Annotated in this window: 17 protein-coding genes and 1 pseudogene; 2 read left to right on the top strand and 16 right to left on the bottom strand. The window is 71.0% G+C overall.

Going from position 1 to position 23,702, the window contains the following annotated elements:
- Window positions 1-40 precede the first annotated feature (40 nt).
- The 14 genes and pseudogenes from ABH920_RS14480 to ABH920_RS14545 all read right to left on the bottom strand — a co-directional run bounded on the left by ABH920_RS14480 (window position 41) and on the right by ABH920_RS14545 (window position 20,290).
- Window positions 41-1,831, bottom strand: coding sequence for a choice-of-anchor P family protein (locus ABH920_RS14480; protein WP_370349457.1), 1,791 nt, complete (start codon window positions 1,829-1,831; stop codon window positions 41-43).
- Window positions 1,828-2,538 (bottom strand): ABC transporter ATP-binding protein, encoded by a 711-nt coding sequence (locus ABH920_RS14485; RefSeq protein ID WP_370349458.1) that lies wholly within the window; start codon window positions 2,536-2,538, stop codon window positions 1,828-1,830. The genes ABH920_RS14480 and ABH920_RS14485 overlap by 4 nt, the downstream gene beginning before the upstream one ends.
- Window positions 2,538-3,362 carry an ABC transporter ATP-binding protein gene (locus tag ABH920_RS14490; protein WP_370349459.1) on the bottom strand — a complete coding sequence of 275 codons (825 nt, stop codon included), beginning with the start codon at window positions 3,360-3,362 and terminating at the stop codon, window positions 2,538-2,540. The genes ABH920_RS14485 and ABH920_RS14490 overlap by 1 nt, the downstream gene beginning before the upstream one ends.
- Window positions 3,359-5,338 (bottom strand): ABC transporter permease, encoded by a 1,980-nt coding sequence (locus tag ABH920_RS14495; protein ID WP_370349460.1) that lies wholly within the window; start codon window positions 5,336-5,338, stop codon window positions 3,359-3,361. The genes ABH920_RS14490 and ABH920_RS14495 overlap by 4 nt, the downstream gene beginning before the upstream one ends.
- Window positions 5,339-5,350: 12 nt before the next feature.
- A complete protein-coding gene (locus tag ABH920_RS14500; protein WP_370349461.1) occupies window positions 5,351-7,009 on the bottom strand; it encodes an ABC transporter substrate-binding protein in 1,659 nt (552 codons plus the stop codon).
- A 277-nt stretch (window positions 7,010-7,286) separates the two neighbouring features.
- Window positions 7,287-7,820, bottom strand: coding sequence for an RNA polymerase sigma factor (locus ABH920_RS14505; protein ID WP_370349514.1), 534 nt, complete (start codon window positions 7,818-7,820; stop codon window positions 7,287-7,289).
- Window positions 7,821-8,345: 525 nt separating this feature from the next.
- A complete protein-coding gene (locus tag ABH920_RS14510) occupies window positions 8,346-9,932 on the bottom strand; it encodes a SpoIIE family protein phosphatase (RefSeq protein WP_370349462.1) in 1,587 nt (528 codons plus the stop codon).
- Window positions 9,933-10,128: 196 nt separating this feature from the next.
- A complete protein-coding gene (locus ABH920_RS14515; protein WP_370349463.1) occupies window positions 10,129-13,278 on the bottom strand; it encodes an AAA family ATPase in 3,150 nt (1,049 codons plus the stop codon).
- 34 nt (window positions 13,279-13,312) lie between these two features.
- On the bottom strand, window positions 13,313-13,486 hold the full coding sequence (locus ABH920_RS14520) for a hypothetical protein (protein ID WP_370349464.1): 174 nt from the start codon (window positions 13,484-13,486) through the stop codon (window positions 13,313-13,315).
- 197 nt (window positions 13,487-13,683) lie between these two features.
- Window positions 13,684-14,685, bottom strand: a complete 1,002-nt coding sequence (locus ABH920_RS14525; protein WP_370349465.1) for an aldo/keto reductase — start codon at window positions 14,683-14,685, stop codon at window positions 13,684-13,686.
- 341 nt (window positions 14,686-15,026) lie between these two features.
- Window positions 15,027-15,947, bottom strand: a complete 921-nt coding sequence (locus ABH920_RS14530; RefSeq protein WP_370349466.1) for an arginase family protein — start codon at window positions 15,945-15,947, stop codon at window positions 15,027-15,029.
- 230 nt (window positions 15,948-16,177) lie between these two features.
- Window positions 16,178-17,566: pseudogene (locus tag ABH920_RS14535) on the bottom strand (ATP-binding protein); the annotation flags it as partial.
- Between the two features lie 15 nt (window positions 17,567-17,581).
- Window positions 17,582-19,111, bottom strand: coding sequence for an SCO6880 family protein (locus tag ABH920_RS14540; protein ID WP_370349467.1), 1,530 nt, complete (start codon window positions 19,109-19,111; stop codon window positions 17,582-17,584).
- A 279-nt stretch (window positions 19,112-19,390) separates the two neighbouring features.
- Window positions 19,391-20,290, bottom strand: a complete 900-nt coding sequence (locus tag ABH920_RS14545) for a hypothetical protein (protein WP_370349468.1) — start codon at window positions 20,288-20,290, stop codon at window positions 19,391-19,393.
- Between ABH920_RS14545 and ABH920_RS14550 the strand changes: the two genes are divergently transcribed.
- Window positions 20,277-20,801 (top strand): hypothetical protein, encoded by a 525-nt coding sequence (locus ABH920_RS14550; protein WP_370349469.1) that lies wholly within the window; start codon window positions 20,277-20,279, stop codon window positions 20,799-20,801. The genes ABH920_RS14545 and ABH920_RS14550 overlap by 14 nt on opposite strands.
- Here ABH920_RS14550 and ABH920_RS14555 read toward each other — a convergent pair.
- Window positions 20,739-21,638 carry a hypothetical protein gene (locus ABH920_RS14555; RefSeq protein ID WP_370349470.1) on the bottom strand — a complete coding sequence of 300 codons (900 nt, stop codon included), beginning with the start codon at window positions 21,636-21,638 and terminating at the stop codon, window positions 20,739-20,741. The genes ABH920_RS14550 and ABH920_RS14555 overlap by 63 nt on opposite strands.
- A gap of 183 nt (window positions 21,639-21,821) precedes the next feature.
- Window positions 21,822-22,157 carry a hypothetical protein gene (locus tag ABH920_RS14560; RefSeq protein WP_194906871.1) on the bottom strand — a complete coding sequence of 112 codons (336 nt, stop codon included), beginning with the start codon at window positions 22,155-22,157 and terminating at the stop codon, window positions 21,822-21,824.
- 250 nt (window positions 22,158-22,407) lie between these two features.
- Between ABH920_RS14560 and ABH920_RS14565 the strand changes: the two genes are divergently transcribed.
- Complete coding sequence (locus tag ABH920_RS14565; RefSeq protein ID WP_370349471.1) at window positions 22,408-23,583, top strand: NlpC/P60 family protein; 1,176 nt, start codon at window positions 22,408-22,410, stop codon at window positions 23,581-23,583.
- The last annotated feature ends 119 nt before the right edge of the window (window positions 23,584-23,702 follow it).

Genomic DNA, 23,702 nt, shown 5'->3' on the forward strand with positions numbered 1-23,702 from the left:
TGCCGTGCCGGTGTCGCCTGTGCTGCTCTCACCGGTGTCGTCATTCCTCGAACTCCCGCAGGTCCGGCACCCCGGTGGTGTGCCCGGCCTCGCAGCCCGCGCCGCCGAACAACAGCGTGCTGTACTTCCGCAGCCCCCAGGCCGCCACGCACGCCACCACGGCCGCGCCGAGCAGGAGCTGCCCCGGCAGGCCGCCGAAGGCCGCCGGCGTCATCTTCGAGGCGGTGTTCTGCATCGGCGGGTTCGGCGGCGCCATGCTGCCGGTGGCGCCGCCGGTCGACCCGCCGGTCGTGCCGCCGCCCGTGGTACCGCCGCCGACGGTGCCCCCGCCGGTCCCGCCGCCCACGCTGCCGCCGCCGACCGTGCCGCCGGTGCTGCCGCCGGAGGTGCCGCTCGTGCCGGAGCCGCCGCCGGTCGTACCGGCGGTCGTGCCGCCGCCGCTCGTGGACGTCGAGGAGCCCGCCGCGCTGCTGGACGGCGGCGAGCTCGGCCCGCCGGTGCTGCCGCCGGACACGTTGATGGCCTGCGAGGCGTCCGCCTTCGACTTCGCCGACCCGATGGTCAGCACGATCTTCGGCGCCAGCTGCGGAAGACTGTTGATGACGCTGGTCACCGTCGGCGGCAGGCCCTGCGTGAGCGTTTTCATGAGGTCCGGCGGGATCTGCGCGAACAGCTGAGTCAGCACCGGCGTCAGCGGCAGCATCGCCTTCAGCTTCGCCGTGTCGATGGTGACCTGCAGCCCGTGGCTGAACATCTCGCCCGCGGTGTCCTTCGACACGTCGCTGGCGGCCGGCAGCGCGATCGAGATCCCCAGCGGCGCGAGCAGCTGGTTCACCGCGTCCGGCAGCTGGGGCAGGGCGATCAGCCCGGCCGGCGTCTGGATGCCGTTCGCCGTGATGCCGAACGTCACCCCGGCCACCGACATCGAGCCGTAGTCGACGTTCCCGGTCGACGTCCCCTTGACCCCGTCCGACGTGCTCTGCGAGGTGACCTTCAGACCGTCGAACTCGATCAGCCCGCCGAGCAGCAGCAGCTTCCCGGCGTCCGACTCCGCGGTCGCGACGGCCTTCCCGCCGGTCACCGTCGCCGAGGTCTGCGACCGCTCGCCCTGCACGTCCACCAGCGCCGCCTGCCCGGTGAGGAACTGGATGAGCGTCCCCAGATCGGGCAGTTGGAGCGGAGGCACCGACCCGCCGCCCAGGAGACCGCCGAGCAGCCCCGAGGGTGCGGAGGGCGCCGACGACGGCGCGCTCGTCGGCGACCCCGGCAGCGAGGGCCCGGTCCCCGGCAACGGCAACCCGAAGGTCGACACCGAGGTCGATCCGTTCGCGTCCGTGTGCGACTGCATGTACGAGCCCGGGATCGGCTGCATCGTCGCGTCCGGAGTGGCCCCCGGGAACTGCACGTTCGTCAGGATCGGGTACTTCACGCCCGGGTTGTTGAACAGCTGCCCCAGCCCGAACGCGATCGCGTCCCCGGGCCACAGCCAGCTGGCGGTCGCCGCCCCGGTCGGCCCGGAGCCGTAGCTCGCCCGGGTGAAGGACAGGTCGAACTCCAGGTTCGGCTGCCCCGGCTGGGCCGGGATCGGGATCTTCGGGTCGTAGATCTCCATGGTGATCGGCGCCGCTGAGGCCGAGACGGTCCATCCGCCCAGACTCGCCGAGGACCCGCCGTCGGCCGGGCGCGGCGCCGGGGGCGCCGACGGTGCGGGACCGGCCCACACCGCCGGCGCGCTCAGCACCCCGAGCGCCACCGCCGCGGCGGCCGCACCGCCGCGCCGGACACCTGGTCTGTACGAACTTCCAGAACGCCGAGAACGCTCAGAACTCACGCTGCCGCACCTCCCAAATACAACGCGGCCAGATCCCGCCGGATGACCTCCGGCTCGTCGAAGGCCACGATCCTGCCGTGCGTCATCACCGCCGCGAAGTCCGCGACCCGCAACGCCATGTCAGCGAACTGCTCCACCGCGACCACGGTCACGCCCTGCTCCGCGATCTGCCCGAGCACGTCGTAGAGCTGCCGCACGATCAGCGGGGCCAGGCCCATCGACAGCTCGTCGACCAGCAGCACCGCCGGGTTCGTCACCAGCGCCCGGGCCATGGCGAGCATCTGCTGCTCGCCGCCCGACATCGATCCGGCCAGCTGGTCGTACCGCTCGGCCAGCCGCGGGAAGCGGGTGAACGCGGTCTCGTAGATCTCCGCCGCCGAGGCCTGCCCGGCCAGTCCGGACAGCCGCAGGTTCTCCGCGACCGTCAGGTTCGGGAAGATGCCGCGGCCCTCGGGGATCGTGCACAGGCCGGCCCGGGCCAGCGCGTCCGGCGCCGCGTTGTTCACGTGCGACCCGCCGAGGTGTACGTGCCCTGATGTCGCGCGCAGGCGTCCCGAGCAGACCTTCATCAGCGTGGTCTTGCCGGCGCCGTTCGGCCCGAGCAGGGCGACGACGGCGCCGCGCGGCACGGCGAGGTCCACGCCGTGCAGGACCTCGATCCGGCCGTACGCCGCGTGCACGTCCTCCAGTTCCAGGATCGGTGCCATCAGAACCAGCCTCCCGTTCCCGGTCCGGGGCTCTTGGGCAACGGCGGCAATGTCAGCGTGCTGTCGGGAAGCTTGATCGGATCGTCATCGTCCTGTTCGGGTTCCGGGACGTCTTCATCTCCGAGATACGCCTTGCGCACCGAAGGATCCGCCTGCACCTCGGCCGGCGTCCCCGAGGCGATCAGCCGTCCCCGGTCCAGCACGTGGATCCGGTCCGAGACCCGCATGATCAGCCCCATGTCGTGCTCCACGATCAGCACGGCCCGCCCCTGCGCGGCCAGATCCCGCAGCAGCCCGCCGAAGGAATCGGTCTCGTCCTCCGACAGCCCCGAGGACGGCTCGTCCAGCAGCAGCAGCTCCGGGTCGATCGCCAGCGCCCGCGCCAGCTCCACGAGCCGCGCGACGCCGGTCGGCACCGAGTCGGCGCGGGCGTTCGCGTAGCGCTCCAGCCCGATCCGCTTGATCAGCCCCCGGGTCACCTGCGCCGGCTTGGCGTTCTTCGTCCGCACGGCGTCCGCGGCGACCCGGATGTTCTCCTCGACGGTCAGCGACCCGAAGGCCTCCAGCCGCTGGAAGGTCCGCGCGATCCCGTGCCGGGCCCGGCGGTGCGTGGGGGTGTGCGTGATGTCGTCGCCGTCCAGGAACACCCGGCCGGAGGTCGGCCGCTGCAGCCCGGTGACCACGTTGAACAACGTCGTCTTCCCGGCTCCGTTCGGCCCGATCAGCGCGGTCACCTGCCCGCCCTCGGCCGAGATCGTGGCTCCGTCCACCGCGGTGACACCGCCGAAGCGGACCGTCACCTCCTTCACGTCCAACCGGGTCACGCCTCGACCTCCGCGTTCTCCCCGACCGTCACCGATCCGCCGGTCCGCGATCCGTCGCTCGCGTCTCCGCCGGTCCCAGAACCCTGACCCTCCACGGATCGGGCGGCGATGCCGCGCGCGATCCCCGCCGACCCGATCCCGAGCCGCGCGCCCAAAGGGTTGTCCCGCAAGGAGAACAGCCATCCGGTGATCCCGTTCGGCTGCTTCCCGAGCCCGACCGCGGCGACCGCGAGGATCAGGAACAGGTAGGCCTGCGTGCTCGGATAGCTGTTCAGCGCCATCAGCAGCATCCCGCCGAGCAACGCGCCGCTCACCGACGTGACGCCGGCGCACACCACGATCAGCAGGAGCGGCAGGCTGTTGAAGAACTGGAAGTTGGTGCTGCCGACCTGGTTCTGCAGTCCCGCGTACAGCCCGCCGCCGAGCCCGGCCACGGCCGCCGAGGCCGCGAACACCGCGACCCGCGCCGCCCGCGGGTTCAGTCCCAGCGTGGCGCAGGCCGCGGGGGAGTCCCGCAGGGCGATCAGAACCCTGCCATAGCGGCCCTTCCGGAGCACGATGACTGCGGCCCCGAGGACGCAGAACACCGCCGCGGCCAAGATGGCGTAAGCCTTGTCGGAGGTGAAGCGGTATCCGAACATGTCCAGGCGCTTGGTGGTCAGCGACCCGCCGAACCCGCCGAGCGAGGGGTTCTGGAACACCATCGTGTCCATGATCTGCGCGAACGCGATCGTCGACAGCGCCAGGTACAGACCCTGCAACCGCAACGACGGCAACGCCACCAGGATCCCGGCCACCGCCGCCAGGACCGCCCCGGCCAGGACCGCGGTCGGCGCCGAGGAGTGCAGCTTCGCGACCGTCAGCGCGCCGACGCCGAAGAAGCTGAACTGGGCCAGGGACACGTATCCGCTGAAGCCGGTCAGCGGCACCAGGGACAGCGCCAGGATCGCGAAGCACAGCCCGAGCGCCATCCGGTTCACGTTGACTTCGCTGAGCACCGCGTTGCCGCAGACCACCGCGAGCAGCAGGAGCGCCGAGGCCAGCGCGACGCGGCGCATCTCCGGCGTCCGCACCCCCGGCACGCCGGCCAGCCGTCCGACGCGCAGCTGCGCCTGCGGCATCAGCAACAGCATCAGCAGCAGGAAGATGGCCGGGATCGCCTCGCGGAACCCGGTCCACCCCGGGCCGGTCCACAGGTACCCGGACGCGTACGCGTTCAGCAGCCCCAGCACCAGCGCCCCGGCGAAGGTCCGCGGCAGGCTGGTCAGCCGGCCGGCCATCGCCGCGGCGTAGGAGTTCACCACCAGGAGCGTCAGGGATATGTAGTTCAGCTCGCTGGGCTGCGAGGAGACCAGCAGGATCCCGGCCAGCGCGGCCAGCGCCGAGCCCATGGCCCAGGCGATCGAGGACATCAGGTTCGGCCGGCCGCCGTGCAGCGCCAGCAGTTCCTTGTCGTCCACCGCCGCGCGCATCGCGACGCCGAGCCGGGTGAACGTCAGGAACGCCCACAGCGCGGCTCCGGTGACCACCGCCAGCGCCACGGTCAGCAGCTCGTTGCCGGTGATCCGCACCATGCCGACGGTGAGTCCGTGTCCGGCGAAGAACTGCTGCACCTGGTGCACGCCCGGCGGCCAGATCTTCTCCGCGGCGCCGATCAGCCCCACCAGCACCGCGCAGGTCACCACGAGCGTGACCCCGACCCCGGAGTCCGCGACCCGCCGGATGACCCAGCGCTCCAGCAACGCGCCGAACAACGGCGCCACCCCGAAGACCACGATCAGCACCGCGAGCCAGTTGGACAGGCCCTGGTTGTAGGCGAGTTCCCAGTACACGAACGCCATCACCATGGCGGTGGCGCCGTGCGCGACGTTGAAGATGCGGGTGGTGGCGTAGGTCAGGACCAGCCCGGACGCCGCGATCGCGTACGAGGCGCCGATGACCAGGCCCAGGACGGTGTACGTCAGGAAGACGTTCATTCCACTGGCCGCTCAGCCCACGCCGGAGTTGATGAGGTTCCCGCAGGTCCAGCCCGAGCCGGGGGAGACGCGCTTCCAGGCCGACCCGGTGTACTGCATGAACAGCGCGCAGGGCGAGGTCTTCTTGCCGCCGACGTCCTGTGGGGCGAACAGGCCGTTGCCGGTGTAGTTGTGCACGCCGGACAGCGCCTGCACCATCGCCTGCCGGGTGAGGTTCGGCCCGATCTGGTTGGCCAGCCGGGTGAACAGCTCGGCCGAGGACCAGGCGAACATCCCGAAGTAGGTCGGTGCGGCGCCGGGCGCGACCTGGTGCAGCCACTTGGTGTAGAGCTGCAACTCAGGGTTCGAACCGGCCTCCTCGAACATCGCGGCGTTGCTGAAGACGAAGGTGTTGTTCGCCGCCGAGCCGGCCTGCTGCACGTAGTTCGGGTCGTAGCCGGTGGGGTCCAGGACGAAGACCTTCGGCGTGAAACCCTGCTGCTGCATGGCCTGCGCGAGGGTCGCGGCCTCCTGGAAGGCGCCGAGGAACTGCACGTACTGCACGCCGGCCTGCTGCATCTTCACGACGTAGGGCGTGTAGTTCGACTCCGAGATGCCGATCGGCTGGTCCAGGACCCAGGTGAAGCCGTCCTTGGCGTAGGCCTGCTCCCAGGATTTCGCCTGCTGCGCGGTGGTCCCGGTGTCCACGTACAGGAACGCTGCCTTGGCCCCGGCGCCCGGGAACTGCTTGTTCCAGAAGTCCGGTTGCACCTGCGGGACCAACGGCAACTGTTGCGAGTCTGTTCCAAAACAGACCGCGCAGGTCTGGCGCGCGCGGGTGGTGCTCACGGCTTGCAGGTCCGGGATCCCGCACTGGGCGTCGGACGCCGCGCCGCCGGAGTCGAAGGCCGAGACCGAGCCCACCAGCGCGAAGTCGGACTGGCAGGCGGTCAGCGTCTGCTGGTTGTCGCCGGCGTCCGAGGTCTGCGAGTCGTAGGAGTGCACGGTGAGTTTGCGGCCGCAGATGCCGTTCGGGTGGGTCGCGTTGTAGTACGCCACATAGGCCTGGACGGCCTGCGGGGCCGAGCTGAACAGGCCGCCGATCGGGCCGGACAGGTCGCTGGCGTTGCCGATGCTGATGCTGTTCGCGGTCACGCCGGTGGCGCTGGAGCCGGTAGCGGTGCCGACACAGGTGTCAGAGCCCGGACCTCCGGGTCCGCCTGTGGTCCCGCCGCTGCCGCCTCCCGTGCCGCCGGAGCCGCCGGAGCCGCCGGTGGTGCCGCCCGTGGTCTTGCCGCCTGTGGTTCCGCCGGTGGTCTTGCCTCCGGACGTGCCCCCGGTTCCCCCGGTGCCGCCTGTGGTTCCGCCGCCGGAGCTGCCCCCGACCGCGCCTCCGGAGGAGCCACCGCTGGCGCCGCCGGACGTGCCGCCTCCGGAGGCGCCACCGGTCGTGCCTCCGGTTCCGCCGGTCGTCCCGCCGGTGCCGTTGGCGCCGGAGGTCTGGGAGCCGTCGGCGCTCTGCGAGCCGTCGCCGTGGCCCTGGCCGTAGGCGATGGCCGCGGATCTCTGGTCGGCGGACAGGCGCGCGCCGCACGCGCCGAGGGACAGCGACAGGGCCGCGACGGTGAGCGCCGTGGCTATCTGGTGGTTACGGAAGCGGTATCGGGATCGCGGTGAGCGCGCGGAGGTCATCGAGTGCTACCACCTGACGGGTCGTCAGAAACGTTGGGTGTAGCAAGGCAGCGTGCTCTAATTCAACAGAGAACTCAATAGGGTTTCGAGAGTCTCACGGCAGAATTTGGCAAACCGTGATACTGATTCACTCCTGGGAGTGACGGTGGGCGGGCATTTCAGCCCTCGGGCACCGTCGGGCCTCGGGCGGCGTCAGCCCTCGAGGAGGGTCAGCCCATGAATCAGGGCCGACCCATAAGCGGTGCCGGCCCTTGAAAACGGCAGGTATCGGGCGGCGTCAGCCCTTGAGCAGCTTGCCGAGCGCTTCCAGCCCGCGGCTCGCCGTGGACTTCACGGTGCCCCGGCTGATCCCCAGCGCGTCGGCGATGTCCGCCTCGGACAGGTCCGACCAGTAGCGCAGGACCAGGACCTCGCGCTGGCGCGGCGGCAGCTTCTGCATCGCCTCCAGCACCTCGCGGTGCTCCTCGGACAGCAGCGCCACGGACTCGGCGCTGGCGGCGTCCGGCACGTGCGGCGGGGTGTAGCCGCGCGCGGTCTTGCGCCGGCGCAGCACCGAGCGCGCGTTGTTCACCACGGCGGTGCGCAGGTAGCCGAGCGGGTTCTCCATGCCGGTGAGGTCGTCGCCGTAGCGCCGCCACAAGCCGGTGAAGGAGTCCTGCACCACGTCCTCGGCCGACATCTTGTCGTCCACGAGCAGGATCGCCAGCCGGACCAGCGAAAGGCGGTGCGCGTAGTAGAGGTCGGCCAGCGAGGGCCCCGCGCCGGGCTGTAACGCCCGGTGCCCGCGCGGAGCGGTGCTCCCGCCGATCATCGCCAGCGGATGGTTCCCGCTCGCGGACAGGTCGCCCTCGGCGTCCTCGGTCGGAATGTTCAGCGCCTCCCGCAGCGCGGCCACCACGGCGGCGACCCCGCTCGCAGGAGCGCTCGCGACGGTCGCACGACGCCGGCGCGGCCACCATATGGTGCGCGCCGGCCAGGCGACAGCGCCCGCCACACTCATCCGTCAGCTCCTGAAATCGATGTCCCCCCGCCGACCGCACGATGGGCCGGCGGCCGACAACCCGAAGCCCCATGCTATCGCCCGACCCGCCTCGGGCGGCAGGGCGTCTTGAGGGGTTGGTAGCGGCTGCTTGCAATATACGGGCCGGTGGCGACTGCGGTCGATGCGGCCTGGTGGACGCGGGAGGTGTTCGCGGCGATGAGTACGGAGAGTGATGAGTTTCCGGGTCCTGAAGGGCGAGGTTAACGGCGAGGTGAACGGTGATGTGAGAGGCGGGACACGTGCCGGACCCGCGGCCGTTGGTGACGCTGAGCTATCGCCCCTTCGAAACTCCCCTCAGAACTCGAACTCGCACCACACCGACTTCCCCTCCGGCAGCGGCCGCGCGCCCCAGGCCGCCGCCAGCGCCGCGATGATGCTGATCCCGCGGCCGTCCTCGTCGGTCTCGCGGGCCAGACGCCGGCGGGGGAGGTGGTCGGCCTGGTCGGCGACGTCGATGATCAGGCGGCGGTCGGTGCGCCGCAGCCGCAGCACCACCGGGGCGGTGCCGTGGGTGACCGCGTTGGCGACCAGCTCGCTGACCGCCAGGACCGCGGTGTCCGTCAGGTCGTCGGCGACGCCCCAGGTGGTCAGCACGCCGGCGGTGTAGCTGCGGGCGTGCGCGGCGATCTCCGGGCCGCCGACCAGCTCCACCGAGGCCGAGCGGAACAGCGCCGCGTGCGCGCCGGTCCAGGCCGGGACGTGCGCCACCAGCAGGGCCACGTCGTCCGTGCGGACCGCGCCGGCGGCGTCCAGGCCGCCGCTGGACACCGACAGCGGGTCGATGGAGGCCAGGATGTGGTCGCGGACCAGGTCCACCGGGCCCGCGCCGGGCCGCGGCGGCTCCTCCTCCGGCGCCCGCGCGAACACCCGCCGCAGATCGCCGGTGCCGCGCTCCAGCAGCCCCTGCGTGTAGAACGCCAGATACGACCCCGGCGGCACCGCCACCGCCGCCTCCTGCCAGGTCCAGTCCCCGCTGCCCAGCGACGGCCCCGAGGCCCCCTCCAGCACCGCCACGTAGCCGTCCGGCAGCCGCAGCAGCGGCGGCAGGTGCCCGGCGTTGGCGTACGTCAGCGAGCCGCTGTCGGCGTCGTGCACCGCGTACACCAGCGTCGCCACCGGCGATCCGGTGCGCTCGCCGTCGAAGTCCAGCGCGTGCCGGTCCAGGTGGTACATCACCTCGCCGGGCGGCAGGTTCTGCGAGGCGTACGCCCGCACCGCCGCGCGCAGTCGGCCCATCACCGCCGCCGCCCGCACCCCGACGCCCCCGGCCTCCGGCGTCACGCCGCCCACCACCAGCGCGGTCCGGCCGGCGCCCAGCGGGATCGCGTCGTACCAGTCGCCGCCGACCTCCAGCACCGGCTCGTCGTCCAGCGAGGCGTCCTCGTAGCGCACCAGCGCCGGCAGGTAGCAGGCCGCGAGCCGGATCTCGTCCGGCTGGACGATCCGCTGCGGCAGCAGCGACCGCTGCAGCATCACCGCCATGTTCCGGTTGCGGGTCTCCTCCTCCAGCAGCGCCTGCTCCCGCCGCACCCGCTCGGTCTCGTCCCGGCAGAACACGGCCACGCCGCTCTGCGCCGGCACGCACACCAGCGTGTAGTACCGGTCCCCGCCGCGCCGCCGCACCAGCCGGTCCTGCAGCAGCACCGGACGCCCGGTGTCGTAGGCCTGGTCCAGGGCCGCGGGCAGACCGGTGGCGGCCAGCTCCGGGATGGCGTCCCCGACCGGCAGCCGCAACGCCACCGACCCGAAGTCGGCCAGGCACGCGTCGTTGGCGGCCAGCAGCAGGTGATCGGGGCCGTCGGCGAGCACCGCCGGCATCGGCGCGGCGTCGAACGCCGCGTGCAGCAGCTCCTCGATCGCGGGCATGACCGGTGACTTCATGGCGGCCTTTCGACGGACGGCGCAGCAACGCGCAACTCGCGCGCGAACCATCAGTGTGGACCTCTCCCGGGGCGCGTCACGGGAACGGCACGGGGCGATCCATCCGAATGAGGGATCGCGCAGGGTTTCCGACCGATCGCGGGACGTGACCGTGATCCGGGTTTGGATATTCGTCCCCTGAATCGCGGTGCGAACCTTAGGCCTGTTCGAAAACCCGCAGCCGATGTGCCACCGCGGCGGCCTCGCCGCGTCCGGAAACTCCCAGTTTGGCCAGGATGTTGGACACGTGCACGCTGGCCGTCTTCGTCGAGATGAACAGCCGCTCGCCGATCTGCCGGTTGGAAAGCCCCTGCGCCACCAGCGCCAGCACTTCCAACTCGCGGGCCGTCAGTCCCAGCGGCGAGCCGGAGTCGTGCCCCCGGGCGCTCTCGGGCGCCTGCGCCGCCGGCATGCAGTCGCTGATGTCCAGCCGCGCGCGCCGGGCCAGCGCCTGCACCTCCAGGCACAGCGGCCCTTCCGGCAGCGTGGCGATCGCGCGCACCGCGCGGCGCAGCAGCTCGGCGGCGTGGTCGCGGTCGCCGTTGGCGGCGCAGGCCTCGGACGCGCGGAAGTTGATGTACGCGGCCTGATGCGCGTGCACACCTTCCCGGGCCGCCAGCTCGCTCGCCGTGGCCCACTCCGCCGCCCCGGCGACGCCCCGCCAGCGCGCCAGCTCCGCGGCCACCTGCGCGGCGGCCGCGGCCTGGCTCGGCGTCAGCGCCGGAAGCCGCCCGGCGCGCTCGGCCAGCGCCGCGATCATCGCCGATCCCGCGGCGTCGGCGGCCGACGTCCCGGAACGCGCCGCGGCGCGTGTCGTCTCGGCATGGTCCGCCTCGGCCATCGCCATCGCGGTCAGCACCCGCCAGGCGTACCGCTCGTCGCCGAGGAACTGCGGCTTGTCCAGGAAAACCTGGAACGCCGTGCGCGCCTCGCCGATCGAGCGCGTCAGCCACACCGCCTTCTCGATCTCCCGCCGGATCCCCGGCAGCGCGTATTGGTGCTCGAAGGTCCGGCTCGGGATCCGCGCTCCCAGCGTCGCCTCCCCGCGCGCCACCTCGGCGTCGCCGTTGAGCAGTGCCAGATCGGCCAGGTACTCGTGCGTGGTGGCCCCGTGGATGCCCGGCGGGTCCAGGTCCAGGCTGGAGTTCAGCGCGGCCTTGGCGCGCTCCCAGTCGCCGAGCGCGATCAACGATTCGGCCATGTTCAGCCAGAGCATGCTCTCGGCCACCCGCAGCCGCACCCCGCGCCGCATCAGCTCGCCCAGCCCGGCCCGGGCCACCTGCACGGCTTCCTGGTGCCGGTCCAGCGTCTCCAGCGCGCTGCACAGGTTGATGTAGCCGCGGCCGATGATGCCCGGGTCGCCGTAGCCGAGGCTGTCGATGATGGCCTGCCGCAGGATGGCCAGGCCCTCCTCGTGCGTGCCGAGCGAGACCTGCCCGGCCAGCACCGTGCCCTTGGTGATGGCCGCCGCGATCCGGTACAGGTCCGAGTCGATCTTCTCCGCCAGGACCGCGGTCTCCTCGGCGAAGCGCAGCGCGGCGTCGATGTCGTCGGACGTCAGCATCTTGATGAACGAGGCGCTGTTGGTGATCTGCACGCGCACCTGCGGACTGGACTCGCCGTCGACCAGGTCCAGCGCGGCCCAGATGTCGGCCATGCCGTCGCCGCGCCCCAGGATGTGGTGGTCCCGGCTGCGCAGGTGGTGCAGCAGCGCGGCCAGCTCGCGGTCCTGATCCGGTTCGACGCGCTTGAGGGCCTTGTCCGTCAGCGACAGCGCCCGATGCGGGTCCCCGGCCAGATGTGCGGCGCAGGCGGTCTTGTAGAGCAGCCGTGCGTAGTCCAGGCCCGGCGAGGGAACCTGGTCCCACAGATCAAGCGCGCGTTCCAGCATCTGGTGTTCTTCGACGTACGCGTAGCGCGCGTCGGCAGCTTCAGCGGCACTCAACGCCGCGTCGTAGGCGCGCGGGTAGTCCCGCGCCGAATACCAGTGGTGCGCCAGCTCGACTTCCCGTGCCTCGGCCGCGACCAGCGACGGCTCGGCCTCCAGCAGCTCGGCGTACTTGCGGTGCAGGGCGGAGTGCTCACCGGGCAGCAGCTCGTTGTGCACGGCTTCGCGCAGCAAGGCGTGCCGGAACCGGTAGCTCGTCGGCGTCTCGCCGGGGATCAGGATGTGCGCCTGGAACGCCGGCCGGATCTGCTCGTTGAGCTCGTCGTCCGTGGCCCCGGTGACCAGGAGCAGGAAGCGGTGGTCCACCGGCGGCAGCGCGGCCGACAACAGCCGCAGCATCCGCTGTGTGGGCTCGGGAAGCTGCTCCACCTTGATCAGCAGCAGGTCCCGCAGCGTGTCGGACAGCGCGAAGCCGCCGACGTCCGAGGGCATCAGGCTGGAACCGTCCGCCGCGCACGCCAGCTCCTCGGTGAAGAACGGGTTCCCCTCGGCGCGCGCGAACACCTCCTCGGCGAACCCCGGCGGCAGGTCCCGGCCGGTCCGGCCGTAGATGGCGGCCAGCTGCTCGGCGGTCTCCCCGGTGGTCAGCGGCCCCAGATCGATGCGCCGCACGCCCCGGATCCGGTCCAGCTCGGCCAGGAACGGCCGCAGCGGATGCCCGCGGTGCAGGTCGTCGGTGCGGTAGGTGCCGACGATCAGCACCCGCGAGTCGCGCAGCGAGCGCGACAGGAAGCCCAGCAGGTCCCGGGTCGACCGGTCGGACCAGTGCAGGTCCTCCAGGACCAGCAGCAGCGTCTCCGCCGATCCCAGGTCCTCCAGGAGCCCCAGGACGGCGTCGAACAGGTGCCCCCGCACCGACTGCTCACCGGCCCGCGTCACGGCCGGCAGCGCGTCGCTGTGCCGCTCCATGCCCGCCGGGCGCATCATCCCGCCGCGCGGCGAATCGTCGTTGCTCAGTCCCTCGGCCAGTTCGGGCAGCAGCCACGCCAGCTCGCGGCGGCGCACCCCGTCGCCGTCGCCGAAGGCGCCGGGCCAGTCGCGCAGCAGCTGGCGCAGCGCGGCGACGAAGGGGGCGTAGGCCACTCCTTCGTCGCCGAGTTCCGCGCAACCCCCGATGAGTACGCGGACGTCTGTGACGGGAATCCCGCCGGCCTCGTCCCCCCGCCCGGCGCCGGCCCCCGCGGGATCCGGGCCGAGCAGCGGCCTGACGAACTCCTCGATCAGCCGGGACTTGCCGATTCCGGCGTCCCCGCCGACGACCACCACCGCGGGCTCGCCGTCCGAAGCGCTGGCCAGCAGAGAGCGGAGCTTGGACAGCTCCGGCCCGCGGCCGACGAAGACGGGGCTCACCTGGCGCATCGACACATGGTCGAGCATCGCACAGGGGTCCCGCTCAGGTCATCGACCTTTCACCGGAACGTGATCCGCCGTGCACGGTATGTACCTTGTCCGCGGATATGTCCTGGCACCGACGGGCACGCTTGGCCAGTCCGTAGCGGCGGGCCTGGTCGATCAGGTCGGTGCGGTGGGCGTTGGCGATCTCCACGGTGAAAACGGTGTTGTTCATGATGTCGGCTCCCCTGCCTGTCGAACGTCACCCACTTCGGTGACATGTACTAGTCTCCGGCGGCAGGCACCACCTACACATGAGGCAACCGGCCAGTCCTTCGGGGTTGAGGTACCTTAGGTATGGTCCTCAGGTACCTCAGGGGGCCTTACTGCACAGGCCGCGGGGTCGAAGGCTTATCGGAGCCTAAGCGGGGGTTAGCGCGACTGGACCCGCCGCGCGGAATCCGCCGCGTACCGCGCTCCGGAGACCGCTCCATGCGGCACCGCGGCCTCGATCCGGGCCAGCTGCTCGGCGGTCAGCTCGAAGTCCGCGGCGGCCGAGTTCTCGTCCAGGTACTTGATCCGTTTCGTCCCCGGGATCGGCACGATGTCCGGCCCCTGGGCCAGCAGCCAGGCCAGCGCCAGCTGGACCGGCGTGTGCCCGCTCTCCTCGGCGACCGCGCGCAGCTCTGCGACCAGCTTCAGGTTCGCCTCCAGGTTCTCGTCGGCGAAGCGCGGGTTGTTGCGCCGGAAGTCGTCCGCGGCCAGGCCCTCCAACGACGTGATGGCACCCGTGAGCAGTCCGCGGCCTACGGGGGAGTAGGGCACGATCCCGATCCCCAGCTCGCGCGCCACCGGCAGCACCTCGGCCTCGATGTCCCGGGTGAACAGCGAGTACTCGCTCTGCAGCGCGGCGATCGGGTGCACGGCGTGCGCGGCGCGCAGCGTCTCCGGACCCACCTCGGACAGCCCCAGGTGCCGCACCTTCCCCGCCCGCACCAGCTCGGCCATCGCGCCGACCGACTCCTCGACCGGGACGTCGGGGTTGTTGCGGTGCATGTAGTAGAGGTCGATGTGGTCCACGCCGAGCCGGGTCAGCGAGGCGTCGACGGCCGTCCGGATGTACTCGGGATCGTTGCGCACCGAGCGCTCGTCGGTCTCCGGATCCCGCCGGATCCCGAACTTGGTGGCCAGCACCACCCGGTCCCGCCGGCCGCCCTGCAAAGCCCGTCCGACCAGCTTCTCGTTGGCGCCCCTGCCGTACATGTCGGCGGTGTCCAATAGCGTCACCCCGAGATCATCGACCGCGCGGTGGATCACCGAGATCGACTCCGCCTCGGACTCGGGGGTGACGCTGTAGAAGTCGGACATGCCCATGCACCCGAGTCCCAGCGCGGAGACGCGCGGTCCGTCACTCCCAAGGATGCGGTACTTCATGAAGCAGCTCCCGTCACAGAATTCACCCGTCACCCGCGCCGACCGTCGTCGTTGGACACGGTGTCTGGAAGACGGTGTCGCCGGACGTCGCGGAGACTGGAGGACATACAGATGAGTGTCGCAAGTCTTGACGATCACGTCGCCCCGGATTACCGGAACTGGGTGGGGGTGCTGTTCGCGGTGCACCAGAAGGTCGAGGTGCGGGGGATGGACGGGGAACCCGGGCCCGAGTTCTGTACCTGCGGGGATGTGTGGCCGTGCCGGAGTGAAGTGATGGCGTCGCGGATACTGGATTTCCCCTTATGAGCGAGCAGATCTAGGCGACTGACTTCTGGCTTCTGTCAGGCTCCTGATGCTCTCGACGCGCTGCCGAGCCGGCCGAGGCCTTCGGCGACGACGTCCGTCAACAGCCGCGCGTAGCGGCCGTCGGGGTCGAGGTCCGGGTCGAAGACGGTGACGTGCGCGCCGACCGCCCGAGGGGCCAGTGCGGCCAGCAGCTCGGTGAGCTGATCGGCTTGGAGGCCACCGGGATCGGGGCTGTCGACGGCGGGCATCACGGCCGCGTCGAGGATGTCCACGTCGAGGTGCAGCCAGTAGCCGTCGAGATCCCGGCGGTCGACATGCTCGCCGATCCGGGCGGCGGTCGCGGCGGCTCCGTCGCGGATGATCCCGGACGCCGGAATCAGGAGGCTGATGGCCTCGCGGACTTCGGCCATCTCCTCGTCGTCGTCGCGGCATCCGGCGTGCACGGTGTCCGCCGGATCGAAGTACGGTCCGAGCCCGTCGATGTCCGCGATCGCCGGCCAGTGGCGTCCGACGGCCGCGGCCAGGTCCTCGCCGGCCAGCGACGCGCAGGCCTCGGAGTTGCCGGGGTTCCGGAAGTCGGTGTGGCCGTCGAGGTGGACGAGCCCGAAACGGCCCGCCGGACGCAGGGCCAGGCCGACCCCGACCACCAGGCTGCAATCCCCGCCGATCACCAGCGGGAAGTCGCCCGCGGACCTGATGTCCTCGATGCGCTGTGCCAGGCGCCGCGCGTGCTCGATGATCGAGTCCTGATTCCGGAGCCGCCCGGGGGACGCGTCATCGGCGTACCGGCCGGCCAGGACCACTCCGGCGTCGCGAACACTGGCGCTGTGCTCGGCGAGTCGCGCGAGCAATCCGGCCTCCCGCAACGCTTCCGGCGCTTTCGCGGTGCCGGGAACGCTGGTCGGCGCCGGGGGACGCAGGCCGAGATTGCTCGGCGCGGCCAGCAGGGCGATCACCGATCCCGGTTCTCCGGCGTCTCGACAGCCTGCTGATACGGCAGCTCGGCCTTCTTCCCGAACAGCGTGCCGGCGATGGCCGTCAGCTCGTCGTCGCCGTCCGCGTCGATCGGCTCCACCGCCCACCGCCGCTCGCGCTCCAGCGGCTGCTGGTTGCCCGCGGCGATGGCCCGTACCGGCGTGGCAGGCGCGGGCAGGGCCGCGATGCGCTCCGCCTCGGCTGCCTCCAGCGCCGCCGTCTCCTCGGCCGAGCCGGGCGGCAGGGCCGCCGCCGCGTTCGCGGCCAGCAGCGCGGCGGCGTCCGCCGAACTCTCGGTCATGGCGCGGTCGGTGAACACCAGCGGCCGCTCGTGCTCGGTGATGATGTGCTTCACGACCTGCACGTCGCCGTTCACGTCCCAGACCGCGATGCCCGGGGTCAGCGACGGGATGATCTCCACCGCCCAGCGCGGCAGTCCCAGGACCTTGCCCGTGGTGCGCGCCTCGTCGGCTTTCTGCATGTAGACCGTGCGGGTCGAGGCCATCTTCAGGATCGCCGCCGCCTCGCGGGCCGCGGCGCCGTCCACGACGTCCGACAGGTGGTGCACCACCGCGACGAACGACAGGCCCAGGCGCCGCCCGAACTTCAGCAGCCGCTGGAACAGCTGCGCCACGAACGGCGAGTTGATGATGTGCCAGGCCTCTTCGACCAGCAGGATGCGCTTCACCCGGTCCGGGCGCAGCCACGTGTGCTCCAGCCAGACGCCGACGATGGCCATCAGGATCGGCATGCCGATCGAGTTGCGGTCGATGGCCGACAGGTCGAAGACGATCAGCGGCGAGTCCAGGTCGATGCCCTGGGTCGTGGGGCCGTCGAACATGCCCGCCAGGTCGCCGTCGACCAGGCGGTCCAGGACCAGCGCGACGTCCAGACCCCAGGCCTGCACGTCCTCTATGGTCACGTTCATGTCCTCGGCGGCGCTGGTCAGCGGCGTGCGCAGAGCCTCGACGACGTCGGACAGGATCGGCTGGCGGCCGTACTTCAGCCCCGCCTCGCCGACCCGCAGGTGCGCCGCCTTCAGCGCGTAGCCGGCGCGTTCGTCCAGCGGCCGGCCCTGGGCCACCTCGACTATGGTCCGCAGCAGCGCGAGCTGCCCGGTGGTGGCGATCGCCGGATCCAGCGGGTTCAGGCGGATGCTGTCGCCGCGCACGCCGTGCGGGTCCAGGCGGACCGGGGTGACGCCGAGGGATTCGGCGATGAGGTGCCACTCGCCGACGCCGTCCTCGCCCTGCGCGTCCAGGACCACCACCTGGCGGTCCTTGAAGCGGAGCTGGCGCAGCACGTACGTCTTCTCCAGCGCCGACTTGCCGTTGCCGGACTCGCCGAGCACCAGCCAGTGCGGGGCCGGCAGCTGCTGGCCGTAGAGCTGGAAGGGGTCGTAGACGTAGCCCTTGCCGGAGTACACCTCGCGGCCGATGATGACGCCGGAGTCGCCCAGGCCCGGCGCGGCGGTCGGCAGGTACACCGCCTGCGCCTGCGAGGACGAGGTGCGCACCGGCGGTCGGCTGGTCTCGACCTTGCCGAAGACCAGCGAGGCGAAGCCCTCGGTCAGGGAGTCCATGATGGAGCGTCCGGCCATGGCGTGTGCGTCTCCTTACTTCCGCAGCCCGGTCGCGAACGGCAGGGTGTTGGTGAACGCCCTGTGGTGTTCGCGGTCGCACCACTCCAGCTTGAGGAACGACTTGCCCGCCGAGGCCCGGATCGTGCGCTTGTCCCGGTTCAGCTGCTCCGGCCCGCGCGCCGAGACGGTGATGTAGCCGACCAGGTTCACCCCGGCGGCGCCGGAGGCCAGGTCCTCGCCGCGCTGGTCGACGCGGCCGGCGTGGGCCCGCTCGCGCGGGTCGTCGACCCGGCCGAGCTTGGCCTGGCGCGAGGCCTCGGCGTCGGTGTTGATCTTCTCGGTGAGCATCCGCTCGATGGCGATGTCGGTGGGTTCCAGGTCCATCGTCACCCCGACCGTGCGGATCACGTCGGGGGTGTGCACCAGCAGCGGCGCCAGGAAGTTCACGCCGACCGGCGTCAGCGGCCACTCCTTGATCCAGGCGGTGGCGTGGCACCAGGGCTCGGCGGTCACCGACTCGCGGGTCTTCGCGCGCAGGAACTGCGGATGCGTGGCGTCGAGCTCGGCCGGCCAGGCGTTGCGCCGGGACATGGCGTGCAGGTGGTCGATCGGGTGGTCGGGGTCGTACATGGAGTGGATCAGCGACGACAGCGCGACCGGGCCCAGCGGCTGGCGCACCTTGATGTCGGCGTCGGCCAGCCGGGCGCAGATGTCGGCGAGCTCGCGGGCCATGATGATGCCCAGGCCCACGTCCACCGCCCCGCGGCCGATGACGTAGGCCTCGGAGGCCAGGTCCTTGGTGTAGGGCATGCAGGCGACCAGGTAGGCCCGGTGCTGCTCGGAGGAGGTCGAGACCATGGAGAGCAGGTGCTCGTAGGACTCCTGGAGCCAGCGGGGGGACTGCTCGTCGCCCCTCCTTGCCACATCTTTCGCATGCGCGTCGGGGTCGGCCGGCAGCGTGCGCGCCAGCATCTGCAGCCGGGTGACGAAGCCGTCGCCGTTGGCCACGTGCCGCAGCAGCGTGCCGAACCGGTCGACCAGCGCCTCCTGGTCCTCGGAGTCCCGCGAGCCGACACCGGGGCCCTCGATCTCCAGCGTGGCGGTGACGGTCCGCCGGTCCAGGTGCATCAGCACCGCGATCTCATCCGGCCCGAACTGCGCCCGCAGCCACCGCAGCCGCCCCACCCCCGGCGGCGGCCCGATCTCGACCTCCGCGCCGTCCATCCGCGTCCCGGCCTCCATGGCCCGCGACCGCCAGGCGGCCTGCGGCGAGCGCAGCAGGCGCTTGTAGGAGCGGTTGATCTCGAACCACTTGTAGATGGTGCGGCCGTTGTAGGGCATGAACACGACGACCAGCGCCAGCGCCGGGCCCGCGAGGATGCCCAGGACCTTCAGGAAGGTGGTGGGCACGAAGAAGCCGGAGAGCAGCGAGAGCCCGCAGCAGACCACGATGACGCCGATCTCGCCGGTCTCCCGGTTCCGGCCGATCAGCGCACTGGGCTTGGCCTTGCCGAGGAGGTAGGCGCGCCGGTACTGCGGGGGCTCCTGCTGGGTGGTGCTCATGGCCGGCCCCCCCGTCGGCTCCCGCCCGCGGCACGGGCCGCTGCGGGGCGGTGGTCACTGCTTGGCGTGGTGCTCACGGCGGTGCCTTCCAGCGGGGGTGCGGGTGTTCTCTGTGCGCGGCCGGGGGTGCTCCTTGACGTTACCCGGGACGCTACCCGGGTGGGGGCGGTGGCGGGGTCGCAGGAGACGGATTCGGTGGTGGTTGAGCTGTTGCCCGAACTCTCGTTGTCGTGCGTCACGTCTTCTCGCGTCATGTCCTCGCCTCCTTCACCGGTCTCGTCACGAACCGCCGCGCGGAGGCGGCGGGGGGTTGGGGACGATGGGAGCCGGCGTGGCGCGCAGGCGTGACGGGGAGGTGGCCGAGCCGCCGTTGCCGCCCGCGCCGCCGTTGCCTCCGCCTCCGTTTCCACCGGCACCGGCGCCGCCCTGCCCGCCGCCATCGGCACCGGGCCGCACCGTCAGGGCCCTGCCGGTGTGCGCCGCGATCCCGGCCGCGGCACCCGCACCGCCGGCGAGCGCACCCACCGACATCCCGGCGATCGCACTGCCCATGTTGCCGCCGCCCCCACCACCGGCGAAGGCACCGCTGATGCGGTTGGCGTGCGCGGCCATCCCGTTGCGCATCGTGCCGGCCGGGGACGTGAACGCGGCGCTGGTGATCGCGGCCTTGCCGATCTTCGCCGCGCGCTCCTTCTGCAGCGTCAACATCTCGTCACCGAAGGCGGGCACGAACCGGTAGACCAACCCGGAGGCGAAGATCGACAGGATCATGATCGCCAGCCCGGAGAGCACAGCGCTGAACGAGTCCTGATTCCCCGACGACACAGCGGTCGCCAGCGACAGCACGATCACGATGATCGGTTTGATGAGATCGATGGAAATCATCAACCCCACCCACCGCCGAATGTGCCCCCACATGGACTTGTCGACGAACCCGGCGTACACGGCAGTGGCCAGCGCAGCACCGACGTAGAGCATCGCGGCGCGAATGATGAGCTCCAGCCAGAGCAACGCGGAAGCGATCATCGACAGCACCGAGACGAAGATCAGCATGATCGGCCCCCCGCCCAACCCCGAGTTCGGGTCGAGCGCATGCGAGAACGACGCCAGGAACCCGTTCCGATCAGCGGTCGAACCATTCCCGATGGCATCGGAGACACTATCGGTGATCTTGACCATCCCGGCCAGAATCACCGGCGTGAAGGCCGACGCCAAAACCGCCATCCACAGGAACCCGGTCGCCTCACCTATCGCGGTGACGATGGAATCCCCCCGCACCGCCCGCTTCACCACGGACAACAACCAGAGCAGCACAGTCAGGATCGCCGACGCGGCGAAGACGATCGCGTACTGCTTCAGGAAGCCCATGTTGGTGAAGTTCACAGTCGCGGTCTTGGTGATCGCGTCCGACAGGTTGTTGATGACCCACTGCGCCGCCTCGGCGCAGCCGCGGGCGATGGACCCGAGGGGGTCGGTGATGGTGCTCGCAGTGTTGGGGACGCTGTTCTGGGTTCCGGGCGGGGTTGGGGTGCCGTTCACCATCTGCTGGGTGTTCTCGCAGGCGTCCTTCATCGCCCCGATCAATAACTGGCATGGATCGGAGGGCGCGGCCGGCAGCGCGTGGGAATCAGGGAGCATAACGAAGCCTCGCGAACTGCTGAACGGCCTTCTGGATGTCGAGGGGCAGTGAACCCTGCTGAGCCGACACGGGAGTCGGCCCGTCGGCCTGCGTGAAGCCGTTGAGGCGCCAGTCGTTGTTGACCCACGTGAGCGTGAGGGTCGAAGTGCTCCAGGTCTGGGTGATGGGCTGGGTGGATCCCTGACCGGCGATGCCGTCGATCGTGGTGTCCCACACAGCCACGACCGCCTTGGCGCTGGTGTATGACTGCACGCTGACCCCGATCGGCACGTTGCGGTAAACGAACGTTTGTCCCTTAGGAGGATTGCCCTGTGCGTCGAGGCCGTACGCGCTCAAGGTGCGATTGAATGCGTCGTCGAGCGATTTCTGCAGCGTGGCCACTATGGCCGGGTCGGCGATCGCCTGGATCATCTTGTGGCGCGAATCAGGATGCACCATGTCATCCGAGGCGAAAGCGGAGATGTAGTTGGCCGCCGCGGCTTCCGCACCCGCTTGCGAATCCGGGTATCCGGTCAGCACTCCGTTTGCGGACTGCGTCGGAAAAGCGGGGCTCGAAGCGCTCGTCGGTGCGCTCTGCCCCACCGTGGCCGTGGCCGCGGGCACCCCGCCCCCGACGCCCGTGCTGGCGCCCTGGCTCGCGGCGCCGTTGTTGTGCTTGCTGCTGTTGATCGCGATCACCGCCGCGACCACCACCACGATCGCGGCGAGGGCCAGGACGCCGCGGCCGCGGCGGCCGCGGGGGGCCTTGAACTCGCCTTCGTAGGGGTCCTTCGGGAGGCGGATGACGGTTTGCGGCTGCTCGATGCGCGGTGCGCGTCCGGGCCGGCCGCGGCGCGGTCCGCCGTCGCCCGTGCGGCCCGGACCGCCGCTACCGCCGTCGATAACCATGTTCAAGTCTCCCCACCCCGGACGTCCCGGTCGTGTTACATCGTCGTCGTGTCGGGCCACCAGTTCCTAACAAATACCCGGATGGCTTCGTGCGGGTTTGCCGGGCGGCGCGCGGTGGCAGTGCTTTGGGTTGGCCTCGGCCCAGGGCGTGGTCGGCGGTCAGAACTCGGTGCGCTCCGCCGGTCAGATCGCCATGCCGTAGACGATGGTGAACAGGGTGCCGAGGGATCCGATGATGAACACACCGGTCAGGCCGGCCACGATCAGGCCCTTGCCCTGCTCGGCCGAGAAGGTGTCGCGCAGCGCCGTGGCGCCGATGCGCTGCTTGGCCGCGCCCCAGACCGCGATGCCCAGGCAGATGATGATCGCGGTGGCCATGATGACCTCGATCATCACCCTGGCCTCGTTGCCGACCTGGCCGAAGGGGCCCCAGTTCGGGGCGATCCCGCCGATGATCGTGTTGATGTCGTTGCCCGACGGCGGCGCCGGGGTCGGGGTCGCGGTGAGGAACGTGGCCACGGTGTGCGCCGCGCCATGCAGAGTTTGCAGTGCAGACACGATGACCGCCTGCCTCCAGTCCTGTGGTTATAACGGTGGTGTTCGTCGTACTCACGATGTGGTGTCACTGCCGGTAGCGTAGGGAACTCAGTCTACGAGGATGACGCGGACGGCAGATACCTTGTCTATGGTGTCGTTTTCCTCGATCCGTCCGCGGCACACCTTGGTTATCGGTTGATCCGATGATCAACTGAAGGGAGGAAGGGTACTGATGAAGACATCGATCATCGTCGGCGCGTCGCTGGTGGCCACTCCCTTCCTTCTGGTAGGCGCGATCGTGGTCGGCACCATGAGCGTGGCCGCGGGCAGCTCGACACTGAGCCCCGTCGGCCGGATCGCCGACGGCACCGTGCCCGCCGCGGACGCCGCTTTGATGGAGCAGTACGGCCACATGTGCCCGGAGCTCACCCCCTCCCTGCTGGCCGCGCAGCTGTACCAGGAGTCGGGCTTCAACCCGACCATCGTCTCCCCGGCCGGCGCCATAGGGATCGCCCAGTTCATGCCCGGCACCTGGCCCAACTGGTCATCACCGCAGGACGGCGACGGCAAACAGGATCCGCGCAACCCGGCCGACGCGATCCCCGCCGCCGCGCGCTACGACTGCGCCATCGCGCACCAGGTCTCCGGCGTCGGCGGCGACGCCGTCTCCAACATGCTGGCCGGCTACAACGCCGGGCCCGGCGCGGTCGAGCAGTATGGCGGAATCCCGCCATACGCCGAGACGCAGAACTACGTCAAGAACATCAAGGCCCTGGAGCAGGCCTTCCGCGCCCCGGACCCGACCATCGCCCCCTCCGACATGGCCGTCCGCGCGATCGCCTACGCCTACAACCGCCTCGGCACCCCGTACGAGTGGGGCGGCGACGGCACCGACGGCCGCTTCGACTGCTCCGGCCTGGTCCAGGCCGCCTACACCTCGGTCGGCATCACCATGCCCCGCACCGCCTCCGAGCAGTGGTACACCGGCCCGCACGTCCCGGTCGCCCAGCTCCAGCCCGGCGACCTGGTCTTCTACGCGACCGACCTGTCCAACCCGGGCAGCATCCACCACGTCGGCATCTACGTCGGCGGCGGCGTGATGATCGACGCCCCGCACACCGGCGCCTCGATCCGCTTCGACCCGATCGGCGCCGCCGACTACCTCGGCGCCACCCGCCCGCAGCCGCTGGTGGTCGGCGCCGCGGTGGACGCCGCCACCCCGCAGGCCTTGCGCACGACGAGCCAGCCCGGCGCGATCCCCGGCGCCAACGCGCAGAACAACGCGCAGAACACCGCGCCGGCCGCCAACCCGGCCCCGACGACGCCCACGCCGACCGGCAACCCGGCACCGACCGGCGCGAAGGCGCCCGCCGTGCCCCCGAAGACGACGAAGAGCTCAAAGCGCTGAGGGCCTGACGCTCGACACCGGCCAGATCACAAATCGGAAAACACTTACCGATACTGAGGAAAACGCCGAGGGCGGCGATCCGGAGCCGAAGCTCCCGACCACCGCCCTCCGGCGCAGCC

The organism is Catenulispora sp. EB89, from assembly GCF_041261445.1.
Classification (GTDB): Bacteria; Actinomycetota; Actinomycetes; order Streptomycetales; family Catenulisporaceae; genus Catenulispora.